Origin of the sequence: Kitasatospora xanthocidica (assembly GCF_014656195.1) — a bacterium.
Classification (GTDB): domain Bacteria; phylum Actinomycetota; class Actinomycetes; order Streptomycetales; family Streptomycetaceae; genus Kitasatospora; species Kitasatospora xanthocidica.
This window is the reverse complement of sequence record NZ_BNBY01000010.1, coordinates 242,386-260,298: the sequence shown is the minus strand read 5'-3', so window position 1 is coordinate 260,298 and position 17,913 is coordinate 242,386. Positions and strand designations below refer to the sequence as shown.

General features: G+C 74.7%; 21 protein-coding genes and 1 other RNA gene. 11 read left to right on the top strand and 11 right to left on the bottom strand.

The window, feature by feature from the left end:
* Positions 1–78: 78 nt before the first annotated feature.
* Complete coding sequence (locus IE332_RS20555; protein WP_189918435.1) at positions 79–894, top strand: site-2 protease family protein; 816 nt, start codon at positions 79–81, stop codon at positions 892–894.
* 188 nt (positions 895–1,082) lie between these two features.
* On the opposite strand, the gene IE332_RS20550 is transcribed toward IE332_RS20555, so the two are convergent.
* Positions 1,083–1,277, bottom strand: a complete 195-nt coding sequence (locus IE332_RS20550; protein ID WP_189918433.1) for a hypothetical protein — start codon at positions 1,275–1,277, stop codon at positions 1,083–1,085.
* Between the two features lie 112 nt (positions 1,278–1,389).
* Complete coding sequence (gene npdG, locus IE332_RS20545) at positions 1,390–2,082, bottom strand: NADPH-dependent F420 reductase (protein WP_189918431.1); 693 nt, start codon at positions 2,080–2,082, stop codon at positions 1,390–1,392.
* Positions 2,083–2,129: 47 nt separating this feature from the next.
* Between npdG and IE332_RS20540 the strand changes: the two genes are divergently transcribed.
* The 3 genes from IE332_RS20540 (at position 2,130) to IE332_RS20530 (ending at position 4,980) form a co-directional block, all read left to right on the top strand.
* The gene (locus IE332_RS20540) at positions 2,130–2,729 is read left to right on the top strand and encodes a hypothetical protein (protein ID WP_189918429.1); all 600 of its coding nucleotides are present in this window, start codon (positions 2,130–2,132) and stop codon (positions 2,727–2,729) included.
* A gap of 90 nt (positions 2,730–2,819) precedes the next feature.
* A complete protein-coding gene (locus tag IE332_RS20535; protein WP_229928746.1) occupies positions 2,820–4,205 on the top strand; it encodes an MFS transporter in 1,386 nt (461 codons plus the stop codon).
* Positions 4,206–4,218: 13 nt separating this feature from the next.
* A complete protein-coding gene (locus tag IE332_RS20530; protein ID WP_189918427.1) occupies positions 4,219–4,980 on the top strand; it encodes a hypothetical protein in 762 nt (253 codons plus the stop codon).
* Positions 4,981–4,997: 17 nt separating this feature from the next.
* Here IE332_RS20530 and IE332_RS20525 read toward each other — a convergent pair whose 3' ends face one another.
* Positions 4,998–5,225, bottom strand: coding sequence for a hypothetical protein (locus IE332_RS20525; protein ID WP_189918425.1), 228 nt, complete (start codon positions 5,223–5,225; stop codon positions 4,998–5,000).
* Positions 5,226–5,329: 104 nt separating this feature from the next.
* Between IE332_RS20525 and map the strand changes: the two genes are divergently transcribed.
* Positions 5,330–6,175, top strand: coding sequence for a type I methionyl aminopeptidase (map, locus tag IE332_RS20520; protein WP_189918423.1), 846 nt, complete (start codon positions 5,330–5,332; stop codon positions 6,173–6,175).
* A gap of 285 nt (positions 6,176–6,460) precedes the next feature.
* Here map and IE332_RS20515 read toward each other — a convergent pair whose 3' ends face one another.
* On the bottom strand, positions 6,461–7,162 hold the full coding sequence (locus tag IE332_RS20515; RefSeq protein ID WP_189918420.1) for a bifunctional DNA primase/polymerase: 702 nt from the start codon (positions 7,160–7,162) through the stop codon (positions 6,461–6,463).
* A 472-nt stretch (positions 7,163–7,634) separates the two neighbouring features.
* On the opposite strand from IE332_RS20515, the gene IE332_RS20510 reads away from it, so the two are divergent.
* Both IE332_RS20510 and IE332_RS20505 read left to right on the top strand, forming a co-directional pair.
* Positions 7,635–7,865: a DUF8847 domain-containing protein gene (locus IE332_RS20510; protein WP_189918526.1), complete on the top strand. Its 231-nt coding sequence runs from the start codon at positions 7,635–7,637 to the stop codon at positions 7,863–7,865.
* 55 nt (positions 7,866–7,920) lie between these two features.
* Complete coding sequence (locus tag IE332_RS20505; protein ID WP_189918523.1) at positions 7,921–8,118, top strand: hypothetical protein; 198 nt, start codon at positions 7,921–7,923, stop codon at positions 8,116–8,118.
* 48 nt (positions 8,119–8,166) lie between these two features.
* On the opposite strand, the gene IE332_RS20500 is transcribed toward IE332_RS20505, so the two are convergent.
* The gene (locus tag IE332_RS20500) at positions 8,167–8,826 is read right to left on the bottom strand and encodes a PadR family transcriptional regulator (protein ID WP_229928745.1); all 660 of its coding nucleotides are present in this window, start codon (positions 8,824–8,826) and stop codon (positions 8,167–8,169) included.
* Positions 8,827–9,016: 190 nt separating this feature from the next.
* Between IE332_RS20500 and IE332_RS20495 the strand changes: the two genes are divergently transcribed.
* Entirely contained in the window at positions 9,017–9,415 is a 399-nt protein-coding gene (locus tag IE332_RS20495; protein WP_189918416.1) for an ACT domain-containing protein, read from the top strand.
* Positions 9,416–9,523: 108 nt separating this feature from the next.
* Entirely contained in the window at positions 9,524–9,781 is a 258-nt protein-coding gene (locus tag IE332_RS20490) for a metallothionein (RefSeq protein WP_030056921.1), read from the top strand.
* 60 nt (positions 9,782–9,841) lie between these two features.
* Here the strand turns inward: IE332_RS20490 and rnpB are convergent.
* From rnpB to IE332_RS20475, 3 genes are all read right to left on the bottom strand, one after another.
* Positions 9,842–10,240: RNase P RNA component class A (rnpB, locus tag IE332_RS20485), an RNA gene on the bottom strand.
* A gap of 13 nt (positions 10,241–10,253) precedes the next feature.
* A complete protein-coding gene (locus IE332_RS20480; protein WP_189918414.1) occupies positions 10,254–11,768 on the bottom strand; it encodes an MFS transporter in 1,515 nt (504 codons plus the stop codon).
* Between the two features lie 86 nt (positions 11,769–11,854).
* Positions 11,855–13,339 (bottom strand): RNB domain-containing ribonuclease, encoded by a 1,485-nt coding sequence (locus IE332_RS20475; RefSeq protein WP_189918412.1) that lies wholly within the window; start codon positions 13,337–13,339, stop codon positions 11,855–11,857.
* A gap of 158 nt (positions 13,340–13,497) precedes the next feature.
* Here IE332_RS20475 and IE332_RS20470 point away from each other — a divergent pair, with 158 nt between their 5' ends.
* Positions 13,498–13,950, top strand: coding sequence for a DUF3995 domain-containing protein (locus tag IE332_RS20470; RefSeq protein ID WP_189918410.1), 453 nt, complete (start codon positions 13,498–13,500; stop codon positions 13,948–13,950).
* Between the two features lie 10 nt (positions 13,951–13,960).
* A complete protein-coding gene (gene yaaA, locus IE332_RS20465) occupies positions 13,961–14,746 on the top strand; it encodes a peroxide stress protein YaaA (RefSeq protein ID WP_189918408.1) in 786 nt (261 codons plus the stop codon).
* Between the two features lie 28 nt (positions 14,747–14,774).
* Here the strand turns inward: yaaA and IE332_RS20460 are convergent, their stop codons facing one another.
* Genes IE332_RS20460 through IE332_RS20450 form a run of 3 tightly spaced genes read right to left on the bottom strand, consistent with a single transcriptional unit; the run spans position 14,775 to position 17,522 of the window.
* On the bottom strand, positions 14,775–15,914 hold the full coding sequence (locus IE332_RS20460; RefSeq protein WP_189918405.1) for a bifunctional RNase H/acid phosphatase: 1,140 nt from the start codon (positions 15,912–15,914) through the stop codon (positions 14,775–14,777).
* A 4-nt stretch (positions 15,915–15,918) separates the two neighbouring features.
* Positions 15,919–16,662, bottom strand: coding sequence for a zinc ribbon domain-containing protein (locus tag IE332_RS20455; RefSeq protein WP_189918403.1), 744 nt, complete (start codon positions 16,660–16,662; stop codon positions 15,919–15,921).
* Between the two features lie 23 nt (positions 16,663–16,685).
* Entirely contained in the window at positions 16,686–17,522 is an 837-nt protein-coding gene (locus IE332_RS20450) for a Nif3-like dinuclear metal center hexameric protein (protein ID WP_189918401.1), read from the bottom strand.
* Between the last annotated feature and the right edge of the window lie 391 nt (positions 17,523–17,913).

Genomic DNA, 17,913 nt, shown 5'->3' with positions numbered 1-17,913 from the left:
GCTTGTCCGCCACCGGCCCGCCCGGCATGATCGACCCCGGCCCGCATCCCGCCCCCCTGCCCACGGAGCATCCCCACCATGACCTTCGCCGCCACGCCGCGCTCCCGCAGCGAGGACCGCCGGATCAGCCCGGTGTTCTGGGTGCTCCTCGCCGTCCTCGGCACCTCCGCCTGGGCCGTGTACGCCGACTACGGGAACAGCTCCTTCGGGGTGTTCCTGTTCGTGGTCGCCGGCTGGATGGTCTCGCTCTGCCTGCACGAGTACGCCCACGCGCGCACCGCGCTGCACGGCGGCGACATCACCGTCGGCGCCAAGGGCTACCTCACGCTCAACCCGCTGAAGTACACCAACGTGCTGCTCAGCTTCGTGCTGCCGATCGTCTTCGTGATCCTCGGCGGCATCGGCCTGCCCGGCGGCTCGGTGTGGATCGAGCGCCACCGCATCCAGGGCCGGCTCAAGCACAGCCTGATCTCGGCGGCCGGGCCGCTGGTCAACCTGCTGTTCGCGGCGGTGCTGCTGATCCCGGTCGGCGCGGGCTGGCTGCACGGCGACGACGGGGTGTACGTCTGGGCCCTCGGCGTCGACCCGTACAAGCCGATCGAGTGCGCGATGGCCTTCCTCGGCCTGCTCCAGCTCAGCGCCGCCCTGCTGAACCTGCTCCCGGTGCCCGGCCTCGACGGCTACGGGATCGTCGAGCCGTGGCTCTCCGCCAAGACCCGGCGCGCGGTCGAGCCGTTCGCGCCGTACGGGATGCTGGCCGTGTTCGCCCTGCTGTGGCAGCCCCAGGTCAACCACCTCTTCTTCGAGGCGGTGCACGGGCTGATGTCGCTCTTCGGGGCGGACGGCCGGGTCTCCGACCTGGGCTACGCGCTGTTCCGGTTCTGGGACAACTGAGCCGGGGCGCCGGTGCGTCCCGGCGGCTAGGGCGTGTCTGACAATTCCCGCCGGGCGCGCGACGCCGGGGCACGCACCTCGCCGCGTTGTCGTCGGTCGCCGATGCTCCGCATGGACTCCCTCCTCCGCCTTGCGATGCACGCACCCCAACGCCGCGCGCTGATCCGACGCGAATTGTCAGACACGCCCTAGCCCTGCTCGGCGGCGGCCGCGGCGGCCTCGGCGATCTTCGCCCGGCGGCGGTTCATCCACAGCACGTTGCTGGCCACACCGGCCAGCGGCAGCCAGATCAGGCCCAGCCAGAGGCCCTGGGTCACGGAGAAGACGGCGGCCGCCAGCGCGAGGACGACGACGATCAGGGCGAGCAGGGACGTGCGGGGCATGGCGGGAGGCTCCTAGAACGGGTGCGGCCGGCCGGATCGCGGCCGGGACCCATTGTCGCCGACCTCACCTCCGGAAGGGCTCCAGGGGTGAGGTCGACACGGCGGCCTCCGGTCACACGTCGGTGATCCGCAGACCCGCGTGGGCCTTGTAGCGGCGGTTGACCGAGATCAGGTTCGCCACCAGCGCCTCGACCTGGTGGGCGTTGCGCAGCCGGCCCGCGTAGATGCCGCGCATGCCCGGGATCCGGGAGGCCAGGGCGCGCACGACGTCGGTCGCGGCCCGGTCCTCACCCAGCACCATGACGTCGGTGTCGATCTCCTCCACCGACTCGTCCTGCAGCAGCACCGCCGAGAGGTGGTGGAAGGCGGCGGTCACCCGGGAGTCCGGCAGCAGCGCGGCGGCCTGCTCGGCGGCGCTGCCCTCCTCCGGCTTCAGCGCGTACGCGCCCTGCTTGTCGAAGCCCAGCGGGTTGACGCAGTCCACGACGATCTTGCCGGCGAGGTCCTCGCGCAGCGCGGTCAGCGTGGCGGCGTGGCCGTCCCACGGCACCGCGACGATCACCACGTCGCTCTCCCTGGCGACGGTGGCGTTGTCGGCGCCGCGCACGCCGAGGCCCAGCTCGGCCGCCGAGGCCTCGGCCCGGGCGGCGTCGCGGGAGCCGATGATCACCTGCTGGCCGGCCTTGGCCAGCCGCAGGGCCAGGCCCCGCCCCTGGTCGCCGGTGCCGCCGAGGACACCGACCACCAGCTGCGAGACGTCCGGCAGTTCATGGGCCGGGTTTGTCGCTGAATCGAGGGAAGTCATGGGTTGATCCTGCCAAATGCCCGGCCCGGCGCGACATCCTGGCCCGCATGGACGCGGTGAGAGTTTCGGCACTCCGGGAACGGCTGACGGGCACGGGCTGGCTGGAGGCCGTCGGCGGCTTCGCCGGGACGCTGCGGCGCTCGGTGGAACGACGCGGCGCCGACGGACTGCTCCTGGTCGGCACCGAGGCGTACGAGCCCTGGCACCTGGCCGCCCACCTGGCGGACGAGGCCGCCTGGTCGGCCGTCCCCCGGCTGGCACCCACCCTGCTGCGGCACCGCCCACCGGCCGGCGCCCCGGCCCACCTGGCCCACGACCTGCGGCGGCTGACCGACGCCGGACGCGGAGCCACCGTCCTGGTGGTGGCCCCCGCGGCGGCCGACACCCCCCTGCTGGAACGGGTCCACGACGCCCGCCGGCACGGCGCGACCGTCCTCGCCGTGGACGGCGCCGCCGCCCCGGGCGACCTCGGCGGACTCGCCCACGAACGCCTCGCCGTCGGCACCGCCGCCGAAGAACCCTTCGACCTCGCCCAACACCTGCTCAGCGCCGCCGCCGCCCACCCCGCCCCCCGCCGCTCCCCCCTGACCCGCCTCGCCACCCTCGCCGCCCGCCTCACCTCACCCCCACCGATCAACCGCTGGTAGCCCCGGCCGGCGGCGGTGGTAGCGGAGGCCGTTCGGGTGGGGGCAAAAACCCTTTGCGGGGGGCGGGCGGCCGAACGAGGATGACAGTTCGTGAACGTCGACGAACCCCCGTGTCCTCCCGCGCCCGGACGGCTGCGGGCGGTGTTGCGGTCGCTGACGCCCGATCTGTCGCCGTGGCGGGCCTCGCGTGACTTCCGCTACCTGTGGTCCTCGGGCTGTGTGACCAGCTTCGGCAGCTTCCTCACGCTCGTCGCCGTGCCGATGCAGATCAAGGAGCTCACCGGCTCCTCCCTCGCGGTCGGCCTGATCGGCGCCGTCGAACTCGTCCCGCTGATCGTCTTCGGCCTGTGGGGCGGCGCTCTCGCCGACGCCCTGGACCGCCGCAAGCTGGTGCTGCGCGCGGAGGCCGCGCTCGCCGTGCTGGCCGGGCTGCTGCTGCTCAACGCCCTGCTGCCGCACCCGCTGCTCTGGCCGATCTACCTGGTCGCCGCGCTGGTCGCGGCCGCCGACGGCCTGCAGCGCCCGGCCCTGGACTCGCTCACCCCGCGGATCGTGCCGCACCAGCACCTGACCGCCGCGTTCGCCCTCAAGTCCCTGTACCACAACGCCGCTTCGGTGGCCGGGCCGGCGCTGGCCGGGGTCGTGGTGGCCTTCGCCGGGGTGCAGATCGCGTACGCGCTGGACCTGCTCACCTTCGGCGCCTCGCTGCTGCTGCTCGTCCGGATCAAGGCGGTGCCGCCGGCCACCGGTGCCGAGCGGCCCTCGGTACGGGCGGTGCTCACCGGCGTCCGCTACGCGTGGAGCCGCAAGGACCTGCTCGGCACCTACGCGATCGACCTCTGCGCCATGCTGTTCGCCTACCCCGTGGCCGTCTTCCCCTTCCTGGCCTCGGACTTGGGCGCGGACTGGGCGCTCGGCCCGATGTACGCGGCCTCCGCCCTCGGCGCCCTGCTGGTCGGGGCGACCAGCGGCTGGACGTCCCGGGTGCACCGGCACGGGCGGCTGCTGGTGGCCGCCGCCGTCGGCTGGGGCGCGGCGATGGCGCTGGCCGGGCTGTCCGGGAGCGTCTGGCTGGTGCTGCTGGGGCTGGCGCTGGCCGGCGGGGCCGACGAGATCAGCGGGCTGGCCCGCTCGACGATGTGGAACCAGTCGATCCCGGACGCGGTCCGCGGCCGGATGGCCGGTGTCGAGCTGCTCAGTTACTCCGTCGGCCCGCAGCTGGGCCAGGTCCGAGCGGGCACCATGGCCGGGCTGGTCGGTGTGCGCGCCGCAGTCTGGACGGGCGGCCTCGCCTGCGTCGTCGCCGTCCTTGCGGTCGCCGCCGCGCTGCCCAGGCTGCTCGCCTACGACGACCGCACCGACCCGCACGCCGCGGCCGTCCGCGCCGAGCACGAGCGGGCCGAGCAGGAGCGGGCCGAGCAGGAGCGGGCCCAGCAGGAGCGGACGGGAGGGCGGGAGGCCTCGACCCCGCTGTGACAGACTTTTCGGCATGAAAACCGGGGGTTGGATGCAGGGGACCGCCGCGGTGGTCGTCGTGATCGCGGCACTGGCCGGGGCACTCGGCTGGGCCCTCTCGCGGGGTGACGAGGCTCCGGACCCGGCCCGCCGGAGCGTCGGCAGCACGCTCGACCCGTCGGCGCCGGACGTCGCGAAGCTGGCCGCCGCCCCCGAGGTGGCCGCCGCCGACCAGGCCCTCACCGCCGAGATCGACCGGCGGCTGGCCGCACTCCTCCCGGTGCTCTCCGGCGCCCAGCCGATCGGCGAGGGCGTCCAGGACGGCTGCGGGGTGGCCCCGGGTCGGCCCGACGGCGCCGCCACGCACTGGCCGGCCCCGACGTGCCGCCGACAGGTGGTCAGGTACCTGACGGTGGAGGGCGATCCGCGGCAGGCTCGGGCCCGCTGGGAGCAGGCGATGGCCGCGCAGGGCGCGCAGCCCGCCGACACCAACGCCTCGCCCCGGCCGGGTGAGGGCCTCTGGTACGGCTTCCCGCGCGCCGACGGCGACCACGACCTGCTCGGGGTGAGCCTGGCCTTCGACGAGCGGAAGGACCCGAGCGCCTCCCCGACCCCGGGCGCGGGCTTCCCCTGGAAGCTCGCCGCGCCGAACGCCGCCGCGAAGGCCTGGGCCGACCGGGAGTCGAGGCCCGCGGCGTCCGTGGACCTGGCCGCCGCCCAGGCGCTCTCGGCCGGGCGGCGCCTCGTCGTGCTGAGCGTGGACGAGGAGTACTTCACCGGCCCCGAGCCGCGCTGAGCCACCGGACGAGCGCCCTACGCGGTGGGGCCCTTGGGCTCGTCCTTCCAGCGCGGGTCGTTCTGCCACTCCCGGTTGCGCTCGTCCGCGATCCGCAGCGCCTGCGCGGCCTCCTCGGGGCTGTCGTACGGGCCCAGGCGGTCCTTCGCCGGGCACTCCGGGCCCTCCTCGACCTTGCCGTGCTTGATGCAGTAGAACCACTCGCCGGGCTTGCCGGTGGGCTTGCGGTGGAATCCGAGGGGCATGGCGTCCTCCCGTTCAGTCGGATGGGTCGTACCGATCATTCCCCGGCCCGGGTGGCTCCGCACACCGCCCGTCCGGCCGGGGCCCGGCGGATAGACTCGCGGCCATGGCTCTCGTACCCGGCATCCAGTCCCCCACCCGCAAGGTCCCGGCGAACATCGCGCGTCCCGAGTACGTCGGGCGCCCCGCCCCGGCGCCGTACACCGGGCCCGAGGTGCAGACCGCCGAGACGATCGAGAAGATGCGGATCGCGAGCCGGATCGCCGCGCGGGCGATGGAGGAGGCGGCCAAGCTGATCGCCCCCGGGGTCACCACGGACGCGCTGGACGTCGTCGCCCACGAGTACATGTGCGACCACGGCGCCTACCCGTCGGACCTGGGCTACCGGGGCTTCCCCAAGTCGATCTGCACCTCGGTCAACGAGGTGATCTGCCACGGGATCCCGGACTCGACCGTGCTGCAGGACGGCGACATCGTCAACATCGACGCCACCGCGTACATCCACGGGGTGCACGGCGACCTCAATGCCACCTACCTGGTCGGCGACGTGGACGAGGAGTCCCGCCTGCTGGTGGAGCGCACCCGGGAGTCCCTCGCCCGGGCGATCAAGGCGGTCAAGCCGGGCCGTCAGATCAACGTGATCGGACGGGTCATCGAGTCCTACGCCAAGCGCTTCGACTACGGCGTGGTGCGGGACTTCACGGGCCACGGCATCAACACGTCGTTCCACTCCGGCCTGATCATCCCGCACTACGACAGCGAGCGGGCCACCGAGGTGATCAAGCCGGGCATGACCTTCACCATCGAGCCGATGCTGACCCTGGGCACCTACGACTACGAGATCTGGCCGGACGGCTGGACGGTCGTCACCAAGGACCGCAAGCGCACCGCCCAGTTCGAGCACACCCTGGTGGTCACGGCGGACGGCGCCGAGATCCTCACCCTGCCGTAGCCCGCCCCGAGCCGAAGGGGCGCGCCGGTGCCGAAAGGGAGAAGCGAGGAGGCCCGAGATGGGGGTCCCCCCCGCCGAAGGCTGGGGGAGAGGGCCTTGGAGCGCCGACCGTCGGCACCGGGTCGGAGCGCCCCGGAGGCGAGCGGGCGAGTCACAGCCCCGAGCCGAAGGGGCGCGCCGGTGCCGAAAGGGAGAAGCGAGGAGGCCCGAGGAACGAGGGCCTTGGAGCGCCGACCGTCGGCACCGGGTCGGAGCGCCCCGGAGGCGAGCGGGCGAGTCACAGCCTCAGCCGATGAGCCACTGCTCCTCGGCGACGGCGCCCACCTCGGTGCAGGCGTCGGTCAGCACGTCCAGGACGCGCAGCGGGTCCGGCAGCGGCTGCTCGGGCCCGCGCAGCCACCGCACCCGGGAGCCGTCCGGCAGCGCGGCCGGCGGGAGCAGGGTGTACGAGCCGCGGCAGTGCCAGCGCAGGCCGGGGTGCTCGGACATGGTGTCGGGGGTGGAGTCGAGCGCGCTCGGCCACCACTCGTCCTCGTCCAGCGGGGTGCCGCGGGTGGCGGTGAAGAACAGGTAGCGGTCCTCGCCGACGGCGGCGACCGGGCCTTCGACGCCCAGCGCGGTCAGCCGTTCCAGGGCGAGCCGCCCGGCCTCCGCCGGGACGTCCAGGACGTCGTGCACCCGGCCGGTGGCGGTGATGAAGTTGGCCCGCGGGTCGCGGGCGAGCCAGCGGGAGAGCTGCTCGGTGTCGGTGGTGGCCTGGGTCTGCCAGGCGAAGGAGACCGGGTGCTGGGCCGGGGCCGGACAGGCCACCCGGTCGCAGGAACAGCGGTAGCCGGTCGGGTGGGCGGCCGGGGCGACCGGGAATCCGGCGCGCACCGCGCCGAGCAGCTGGTCCAGCCCGGCGGCCGGGCCGTCCGGGTCCCCCGCCCGGGCCCGCTGACGATCACGCTTCTGCCACCAGGTCGTCCATTTGCCGCCGGCTTCCATCGGGCCCCTTCCGCGCAACTGCCGTGCCTGGTGCGACACAGCGTTCGACGTTCCACTCCGACGCAACGCCCGGCGCGCCCCGCTGCTTCCCGGGTCGCTCGGCCCTGCCGTCCGCGCCCCGCCGGCCGCGTCCCGGGGTCACCGGACGGCCGACGCCGGGTCACGGTACGCGGTCACGGCAGCACGCTGTCCGCGCCGGAACGGCCGGAGGGCGCGCGGATCCGCGCCTCGCCCGGCCCGTACGGGGCCCGCTGACCCGGGTGGACCCCGAGGGCGTACAGGAAAGGATAGGGGTGCTCGGGCCCTCCGGATGACCGGGGGCGGTGCCTCTCCGGTCACACTCCCGCGCGCACCCCGGGCACACTCCCGGCACGCGGTCCTCACGAGGCGTCCCGCTCACCTTCCCTTCCGGGTGTCCCCGGCCACCCGGCGGGACGCCGGATCACCCGCGCGGAGGTGAGACCCTGGGGGGATGAAGAGCGCGGACACGGCATTCGTCGGCGGCCCCCTGGACGGGCGGGTCCTCCCGATCCCCCTGGGGCCGATGCTCGGCGTGCCCAAGAAGTACAAGGTCCCGGTCCCCGCGCACGGTGACGCCGCCGCGCGCACACTGGTGTACGTCCGGACCAAGCAGGTACGGGGCCTGAGCTGGTTCTGGCGCTACGAGTACGACGAGGCGGCCACCGCCAAGGCCTCCGGCTGACGAGCCCTGGGCCGGCGGGCCGCCCGCTCCCCCATCGCCCTCCCGGGAGGTCGGCATGGCCAGGACGGTACGGCACCCGAGCAACGGCTCCCGCGCGGTCGCGCACCACAACCGGCAGGTCGCCTGGACCACCGGGGTGCTGCTGCTGGCGGTGAGCCTCTACACCGTGACGATCGGGCCCAACGGCTGGCTCTGGTTCGGCTGGGCGGTGCTGCTGCTGGTCTGCGTGGGCCTGTTCCTGGTCCACCCGTGAGCCGCGGCGGCACCGCCCGTCCCGCCGGTGCGCCTCCCCCCGCGCCGGTCAGTCATCCTCGGCGAGGATGAGGTACAGCTTCTTGCGGGCCTCGGTCAGCACGGTCAGGCCCTTGGCGCGCTGCGCCTCGGTGCCGGTCGCCATGACCTGCCGGATCGCCTGGTCGACCGCGGCCAGCGCCTGGCCCACCTCCTGGACGGCCTCCCAGTCGACCTCCCGGCCGGCCTCGGCCCACGGCTCCGCCGGCCCGGCCTCGGCCTCGGCACGGCCCGCCTCGGTGAGCGCGACCAGCCGCTTGCCGCCGACCTCCTCCGCGGTGATCAGGCCCTCCTCCTCCAGCAGCTGGAGGTTGGGGTAGATCGAGCCCGGACTGGGCCGCCAGGCCCCGCCGGTCCGCTCGGCGATCTCGGCGATCATCTCGTAGCCGTGCATCGGCCGTTCCTTGAGCAGCGCCAGCAGCGAGGCACGGACGTCACCGCGCCGCGCCCGTCCGCCGCGCCGCCCGTGCGGGCCGCCGCGCCGGCCGCCGTGGCCGCCGAAGCCGTGCCCGAACGGGCCGCCCATCGGACGGCCGGGGCCGCCGCCGAACGGCGGACCGAACCCGCCGAACGCCTCCCGGCCCTCGAAGCCCTCGCCGGGCATCCCCCGGAACTCCGGCCCCGGCCCGCGCCGGCGGCCGCCGCCCGGGCCCTCTCCACGAAATCGCATTCCTGAGCGCATGGCGCCCACCTCCTGACTCTCCGAAACAGTCGAGTTACTGTCTCGATAGTTCGACGATATATCGGCGACTGTCGCTCGTCAACGGTTCACCGACAGCCCGCCCGCCGGCCCGTGACAGCTCCCGACACGGCCGCCGCGGCCCGGGCGCGTCCACCGCCCAGCCGCTACGGTGACGGGCATGGCCGGAGAACGAGATCTTGCGACGCTGCTGGGCGGGATGCGCCCGGTGCTCAACCCGGGGCGGTACGTCTACTGCACGCTCCCCGCGAAGGTGCCCGCCGGCATGCGGCCGGTGGTGACCGTCGCCGAACCCGAAGGGGTCACGGTGGTGGTCGCCCAGGAGGAGGCGGACGCGCTCGGGCTGCGCTACGAGTACGTGGCGGCCTGGATCACCCTGCAGATCCACTCGGCGCTGGAGGCCGTCGGACTGACCGCGGCCGTCGCCGGACGGCTCGCCGAGCACGGGATCAGCTGCAACGTGGTGGCCGGCTTCCACCACGACCACCTCTTCGTCGCCGCCGACGACGCCGAACGCGCCGTCCGCGCCCTGGAGGAACTCTCCGAACACCCCGTGTAGGGCCGGGTCCGCCCGACAGTCGTTCCGGGTGGCCGCCGCCGACCGGGCCTTCGACACTGGGAGCAGCCGCCCCGTCGAGGGCGGCCCCACCGGAAGGAGACGGCCGCCATGGCCATCTGCGTCACCTGCGGCAACGACTACTGGCTGGCCTTCGAGATCAAGACGGTCACCGGCGACACCTACACCTTCGACAGCTTCGAGTGCGCGATGGAGAAGCTCGCGCCGCGCTGCGAGCAGTGCAACGTCCGGATCGTGGGCCACGGCGTCGAAGTGGCCGGGATGTTCTTCTGCTGCGCCAACTGCGCCCGGGTCAACGGCGGCCTCGGCGAACAGATCCGCGACGCCGTCGGCGCGCACCCCGCGTAGGCGCGAGGCGGCCGCACGGCCGGGGAGGGGGCCCCGCCCGGTCACGGGCGGGGAAGGGGGCGGAAGAGTCGGCCTGTACGCCGGGTTCTGTCACCCGGGTCGCTTGCGCGGCCCGGGGAGACGGCCATCCATCTAGGGCTGCCGTTGCCGACAGCCTCGTGCGGTCTACCCGCGAGCTCGGGCGAGCAGCCCTCGAACACTCGCGCACGGCGCCCGAGGGCACCGATCTTGACCTTGCTCCAGGTGGGGTTTACCTAGCCGGCCGGGTCACCCCGGTCGCTGGTGGTCTCTTACACCACCGTTTCACCCTTACCCACCACGAAAAGCGGTGGGCGGTCTGTTTTCTGTGGCACTGTCCCGCGGGTCACCCCGGGTGGGCGTTACCCACCACCCTGCTCTGTGGAGCCCGGACGTTCCTCGGCGGGTCCGTGGACCCGTCGCGGCCGCCCGGCCGGCTCTTCCGCCGTAGTGGTCATGGTAGCCGCTCGGGCGGCGCCGCCCGTACACCGGACCGGACGGCCGGCGGCTCGGCGCCGAGGCGGGCGGCCACCCGGGCGGCCGTCGCGCTCGCCCGGGCGGTCGTGGTGGCCAGGCCCAGCAGGAGGATCGCGCCGCCCAGGCCGACCAGGATCCACCAGCCGACGTGGCTCGCCGGGGCGAACCCGGTCGCCACCGGGCCCGCCACCGCCGACATGACGACCGTGCCGATCACCGCGACGCCCAGCGACTGGCCGACCTGACGGCTGGTCGAGGCGACCGCGGCCGCCACACCCGCCTGGGCGCGCGGCATGCCGGAGACGGCGGCGTTGGTGATCGGCGCGTTGACCATGCCGAAGCCGAAGCCGAACAGCGCGTACGCGAGCAGCAGCAGCGCCGGCGGGGAGTCCGCGGCGAGCCGGGTGAGCAGCACCCCGCTCCCGGCCAGGCCGAGCCCGGCCGCGACCAGCGGCAGGCGCGGGCCCCGGCTGCCCACGATCCGTCCGGACAGCGGCGCGCAGACCAGCATCATCCCGGCCATCGGCAGCGTCCACAGGCCGGCCTCGACCGGGCCGTAGTGCCGGACGTCCTGCAGGTAGAGGGTGTTGAGGAAGAGGAAGCCGCCGAGCGCGGCGAAGGCGCAGACCGCGGTGACCGTCGCCCCGGTGAACGGCGCGCTGGCGAAGAACCGCGGGTCCACCAGCGGCTCCGCGACCCGCCGCTCCCAGAGCGGGAAGGCCGCCAGCGCGGCCAGCGCCGCCGCGGCCAGGGCGAGGATCAGCGGGGAGGTCCAGCCGTTGCCCGGGCCCTCGATGATCGCGGCGGTGCCGCAGCCCAGCAGCACGATCATCAGCAGCTGCCCCACCGGGTCCAGCCGGCGGGGCCGCGGCGAGCGGGACTCCGGGACGTAGCGGGCCGTCAGCAGGATCGCGGCCAGCGCGACCGGGACGTTGATCAGGAAGATCGACGGCCAGCCCGCGCCGTCCACCAGGAAGCCGCCGAGCAGCGGGCCGAGCGCCATCGAGATGCCGACCACGCCGCCCCAGACGCCGATCGCCCGCGCCCGCTCCTTCGGATCGGTGAAGGTGTTGGTGATGATCGACATCGCCACCGGGTTGAGCATCGAGCCGCCCACCGCCTGCAAGGCCCGGAACGCCACCAGCCACCCCAGGCTCGGCGCCAGACTGCACAGCAGCGAGCCGAGCGCGAAGCACACCAGCCCGGTCTGGAACACCCGGCGGCGGCCGAACCGGTCGGCCACCGAGCCGAACAGCATCAGCAGCGAGGCCAGCACCAGGGTGTAGGCGTCGATGATCCACTGCAGCCCGGACGCCGGGGCGCGCAGGTCCCGCTGGATCGCGGGCAGGGCGATGTTCACCACGGTGTTGTCGAGGCCGACGATGAACAGGCTCAGGCAGCAGATCGCCAGGACCAGCAGACGGTGGCGCCGTCCGGGTTCCGGGGCGGGCGCGAGGGCGGCAGCGGGGGCGGGGGGCTGGGCATCGAGCACGCACCGATCCTCCCACCGCGGACCGGGGCGGGGCGGCGGGACGGACCGTACGGGTGGCGGGGCTCGCCGACGGCCCCGCCGCCCCGTCACACGGCGGCGAAGCGGACGGTGCGGGTGGCCGGGTCCGCCGTCGTCAGCCGGACGTCGATCACCCGGCCGAGCGGCAGCCGGCCCGCCGTGCCGTCAGCAGCCGCGCCCGGAGCCGCGCCCGCGGCGTCGCAGCGGGCCCGGACCGCCGGGTCGCGCAGCTGCACGGTGCCGGAGGCGGGCCGCTTCTCGTCCACGTCGATGACCACCGCCGAGAAGTCCTCGCCCTCCCGGCCCGCCAGCAGCTCCGCCTCCACCAGGTCCACGCAGGCGCGCTCGACCTCGCCCGCGCGGCGGTCCCCGCTCGCCATCAGCGCCGGTACCGTCGGCAGCGCCTCCCGCGCCCAGTCCGGCACGTCCTCCCCCGCCGCCACCGCCGCGCACACCTCCTGCGCGAACCGGTCCCCGAGCCGGCGCAGCGGCGCGGTGCAGTGCGCGTACGGGGCGGCCAGCGCGGCGTGCGCCGGCTCGGCGGGCGCGGGCAGGCCGCGGGACTCGTCGAAGGCGTGGTAGCCGGCGCCGCGCAGCAGGCCGGTACAGGCGTTGAGGAAGGCGGCGTTCAGCGGCACGTCCGGGTCCAGCGAGCGGATCAGCTCCGGGTACGGGAGCGCCTGCGGCCACTCCACGTCCAGGGCGGCGGCGATCCGGCGCAGCCGCTCGTAGGCGCCGGGCGGCGCGGCGGGCAGGGTGCGCAGCAGGCCGACGCCCGCGTCCAGCATCAGGTCGGCCGCGGCCATGCCGGTGAGCAGCGAGATCTGGGCGTTCCAGCCGTCGGCGGGGCCGGGCGCGCGGTAGCCGAGGACGTACCCGTGCAGGGTCTCCTCGACCTCCTGCTCGGGCACCGGGAGGCTGATCCCGCCCCGGGCGCGCTCCCGCTCCTCGCGCAGCCCGCCGACGGTGGCGAGCAGGGCCAGCTGCTCGTCGGCGCCGCCGAGGGCCACGGCGCGCTCGACGGCCGCGTAGTCCAGCCGGCGGTGCGACCGGACCAGGGCGCGGCGCAGGTCGGCGAGGACCACCGCGCCGTCGGTGTCCAGGTCCAGCTGCCAGAGCAGGGCCGGCCTGGGCTCGCCGGGCAGCAGGCTGGCGGCGTCCTCGGAGAGCCGGGCCGGGTGCAGGGGCACCCGGTGGTCGGGGAAGTAGAGGGTCTCCACCCGGCGGCGCGCCTCCGCGTCGATCGCGCCGCCCGGGCGGACGAAGGCGGCGACGTCGGCGATCGCGTAGTGCACCCGGTAGCCGCCGCCCGCGCGGTGGCTGAGGTGCATGGCCTGGTCGAGGTCGCGCGAGCCGGGCGGGTCGACCGTGAACAGGGGCAGGTCGGTGGCGTCGTACTCGGGCAGCCGGGGGCGCTCCGCCGCCTCCTCCGCCTCGGCGAGCACCTCCTGCGGCCACTCGGTGTGGATCTCCAGACGGGTGCGGAGCTCGGTCAGCTCGGTGTTGATCCGGGCGGAGTCGGCGGCCTTGACGCGCAGTTTTCGGCGAGGCATGGAGGCAGCGTAGGGCGAATCGGGTGATTCCGGACGGAGGCTCAGCGTCCCCGTAGGGAGTTCGGGTCCTTCGCCACGGGGCGGGCGGGCGCGGCGAAGGGCGGCGTAAGGGCTCGTAGGGTGGGAGGAGTCGGCCTTGGGCGGAGGGGGTTCGGGTGATGAGTGGTGCGGTGAAGGTGGCGGGGGCCGCGGTGGCGGGGGCGCTGGCGGCGACCGGGGTACTGCACGCGGTGTGGGCGGTGACGCCGTGGCCGTTGCGGACGCCGGAGGAGTTCGCGGACACCGTGGTGGGGGCGGGGGACGGGGTGCCGTCGGCGGCGGCCTGCGTCGCGGTGGCAGGGATGCTGGGGACGGCCGCCTACCTGGTGGGGGCGGAGGCCGGGGTGCTGCCCAAGGTGGGACCGGAGCGGGTGCGGCGGGCCGGGGTGCGGACGGTGGCCGGGGTGATGCTGGCGCGCGGGGTCGGCGGACTCGCGCTGTTCGGCGGTGTGATCGAGCGCTCGGAGCGGTTCCGGCGGCTGGACCGCCGGTACTACTCGCCGCTCTGCGTGGCGTTGGGAGCCGGAGCGGCCGCAGTAGGGTGGCGGGGTTCGTCCGCCACAAACTGTTGAGGAGTCCGCTGTGCTGGTGCTGTTGCCGCCCTCGGAGGGCAAGGCCGGGTCCGGCGACGGCCAGCCGGTGGCGCTGGACCGGCTGTCACTGCCCGGGCTGACGGCGGCGCGCGGGGCGGTGCTGGACGCGCTGGTCGGCCTCTGCCGGGGTGACGAGGACGCCGCCGCCGAGGTGCTGGGCCTCTCCCCCGGGCTGCGCGGCGAGATCGCCAAGAACGCCGGTCTGCCGACCGCCGGGGCCCGTCCGGCGGGCGAGGTGTACACCGGGGTGCTGTTCGACAACCTCGGCCTGGCCACCCTGGACCCGGCCGCCCGCGACCGGGCCGAGCGCTCGCTGCTGGTGTTCTCCGGCCTCTGGGGGGCGGTGCGGATCTCGGACCGGATCCCGTCCTACCGCTGCTCGATGGGCGTCAAGCTCCCCGGCCCCGGAGCGCTCGGGGCGCACTGGCGCGGCGCGATGGCCTCCGTGCTCCCGGAGGTGGCGGACGGACTGGTGCTGGACCTGCGCAGCTCCGCGTACGCGGCGGCCTGGAAGCCGGCCGGCGAGGTGGCCTCCCGGACCGCGACCGTCCGGGTGCTGCAGGAGCGGAACGGCAAGCGCAGCGTGGTCAGCCACTTCAACAAGGCGACCAAGGGCCGCCTGGTCCGGGACCTGCTCGTCGCCGGGGCGGAGCCGAAGACGCCCGCCGAGCTGATGGACGCCCTGCTGGAGCTGGGCCACCGGGTGGAGCTCGCGGCCGAGGGCACGGCCCGCAAGCCGTGGCAGCTGGACGTGGTGGTCACCGAGGTGCACTGAGGTGCGCCGAGCGCACCCCGGTGACCGGTCAGCGCAGGTGCGAGGTGTCGTTGAGCAGCCGCAGCGAGGCGTTGCCGTCCGCGTAGTACTGGACGGCGCAGATCGAGGCGGCGGCCAGCTCCATCCGGTACATCGAGTCCGGCGGGGCGCCGAGGGCCAGCCGGACCAGCGTCTTGATCGGGCTGACGTGCGAGACCACCAGGACGGTCTTCCCGGCGTACCGGGCGATGATCTTGTCCCGGGCGACGCCGGCCCGGTGGGTGAGGGTGGTGAAGCTCTCGCTGCTGCCGGTCGGCTTGGCCTTGGCGGAGCCGAGCCAGGCCGCCAGGTCGTCCGGGTGGCGCTCCTGCACCTCGGCGAAGGTCAGGCCCTCCCAGTCGCCGAAGTCGACCTCGCGCAGCCCGTCCTCGTACCGGACCTCCAGACCCAGCCGGGCGGCGACCGTCTCGGCGGTCTGCCGGGTGCGGCGCATCGGGGAGGCGACCACGGCCTGGACGCTGCCGCGCGCGGCGAGCGCCTCGGCGGCCCGCTCGGCCTGCCAGCGGCCCTTCTCGGAGAGCTCCGGGTCGCTGCCGCCGCTGCCGGAGAACCGCTTCTCCGGGGTGAGCGGGGTCTCGCCGTGGCGCAGCAGGACGAAGGTGGTCGGGGTACCGAGGTCGGCGGGGGCGGCCCAGCCTGCCTTGGGGGCGGCGGTCTCCAGCGGCGGTTCGTCGACGGCGACGGCGGCGGCCTTCGGCCTGGGCTCCCACTGGCGCCCGGCCTTGCCCGCGTCCATCGCCTCGTTGGCCAGCCGGTCGGCGTCCTTGTTCCGCTCGCGCGGGATCCAGGTGTACGTGACCCGGCCGCGCGGGAGGACGGTGCGCGCCTCGGCGGCGAGCGGCTGCATGTCGGGGTGCTTGATCTTCCAGCGCCCGGACATCTGCTCGACGACCAGCTTGGAGTCCATCCGGACGTCCACGGAGGCGTCCGGGTCGAGCTCGCGGGCCGCCTTGAGGCCCGCGATCAGGCCCTTGTACTCGGCCACGTTGTTGGTGGCGTGGCCGATGAACTCGGCGGCCTCCGCGACGATCTGCCCGGTGTCCCCGTCACGGACCACCGCGCCGTAGCCGGCCGGCCCCGGGTTGCCCCGGGACCCGCCGTCCGCCTCGACGATGAAGCGCGCCGCCATCGGCTCAGACGCCCGAGTCGGCCGTGCGGACCAGGATCCGCGAGCAGTTCTCGCACCGGACGACCTTGTCGGCCGGCTCGGCCTTGATGGCGTTCAGCTCGGTGATCGAGAACTCGGTGCGGCAGCCCTCGCAGCGGCGCTGGTAGAGGCGGGCCGCGCCGACGCCGCCCTGGGTCTCGCGCAGCTTGGTGTAGACCTTCAGCAGGTCGGCCGGGAGGACGGCGGCGACGGTCTCGCGGTCGCGCTTGACCTTGTCGGCCTCGGCGTCGATCTCGGCGAAGGAGGCGTCGCGGCGGCCCTCGGCCTCGGTGAGGACGACGGTGGAGTGCTCCAGGCGGGCCGACAGCTCCTCGACCCGGGTCTGGGCGCTCTCCTGGCGCTCCATGATCTCCAGCACGACCTCCTCGAGGTCGCCCTGGCGCTTGGCGAGCGAGCCGATCTCGTGCTGGAGGTTCTCCAGGTCCTTCGGCGAGGTGATCGCGCCGGAGTCCAGCCGCTGCTGGTTGCGGGCGGCGCGGGCGCGGACCTGCTCCACGTCCTGCTCGGCCTTGGTCAGCTCGCGGGCGGTGTCGCCCTTCTGGGCCTCGGCGGCGATGACGAGGTCCTTGAGCGCGGTGTGGTCGGCGGAGGCCTTGTCGATCTCGGCGTGCTCGGGCAGCGTCCGGCGCCGGTGGGCCAGCTGGTCGAGCTTCGAGTCGAAGGCCTGGAGGTCGAGCAGGCGGTTCTGGTCGGCGGGCGCGGCGTTCAAGCGAGGAGCTCCTGTGAATCGGGTCAGGCGGTGAAGGACATGGGGGCGTGCGCGGTCCACGGGTCGGTGACCCGGTGGGAGACCTTGGTCTCCACGGTCCAGCCGCGCTTGTCGGCGGCGGACTGCAGGGCGCGCTCGGCCAGGCCGAGCCAGGGCCACTCGGTGGCCCAGTGGGCGGCGTCGAGCAGCGCGACGGGCGCCGCCTCGGCGGCCTCGGAGGCCGGGTGGTGGCGCAGGTCGGCGGTCAGGTAGGCGTCCACGCCGGCCGCGCGCACCTCGGCGAAGAGGCTGTCGCCCGAGCCGCCGCACACCGCGACCCGGCTGATCAGCCGGTTCGGGTCGCCCGCGACGCGGACGCCGGCGGCGGTGGCGGGCAGGCCCTCGGCGACCTGCGCGGCGAACGCGGTCAGCGTCAGCGGGGGCTCCAGCAGGCCGATCCGGCCGGTGCCGCGGCGGCCCAGCGGGTCGGTCGGGTCCGGCACCAGCGGGCCGGTCACCCGCAGGCCCACCGCCTCGGCGAGCGTGTCCGAGACGCCCGGGTCGGCGTGGTCGGCGTTGGTGTGGGCGACGTGCAGGGCGATGCCGTTGCTGATCAGCGTGTGCACCACCCGGCCCTTGAAGGTGGTCGCGGCGACGCTGGTGGTGCCGCGCAGGTAGAGGGGGTGGTGGGTGACCACCAGGTCGGCGCCCCACTCCACGGCCTCGTCGACGACCGCCTGGACGGGGTCGACGGCGAACAGCACGCGGCGGACCTCGGCCTGAGGGTCTCCGCAGACCAGGCCGACGGCGTCCCAGGACTCCGCCCACTGCGGCGGGTAGACCTCTTCGAGCGCGGTGATGACGTCGGACAGTTTCGGCACCTGTCGAGACTACCGTGCGCGCGGGGGCGGTCGGGCCTCGGCCGTTCGGGTGCGGGGGCCGCCGCGCGGCCGCGGTGGGGCGGCGGCCGGGGCGGCGGCCGGGGCGGCGCGGCGCGGCGGGCCCGTCGGCGTCCGGTTCGAACGGCTCCCGGCCGGGGTTCGGACGGGGGTGCCGAGGGCGCACGGATGCGCGTCAACCTGCGGCGGGGGCGCTCGGCGGGCCCCGCGCGGGCCGTGTGCGCTCGCACGCCCGGCGTCCGCTGCACACATCAGAGCTCTCGTACGAATTCGAAACCGCCCCCGGATCACCCTTACGAGTGAAGTGACCGGCTCTGCGTTGAGCCGCCGGTTTTTCCGAAACTAACTTCAGTCCTGCGAACGGGAGTTGCCC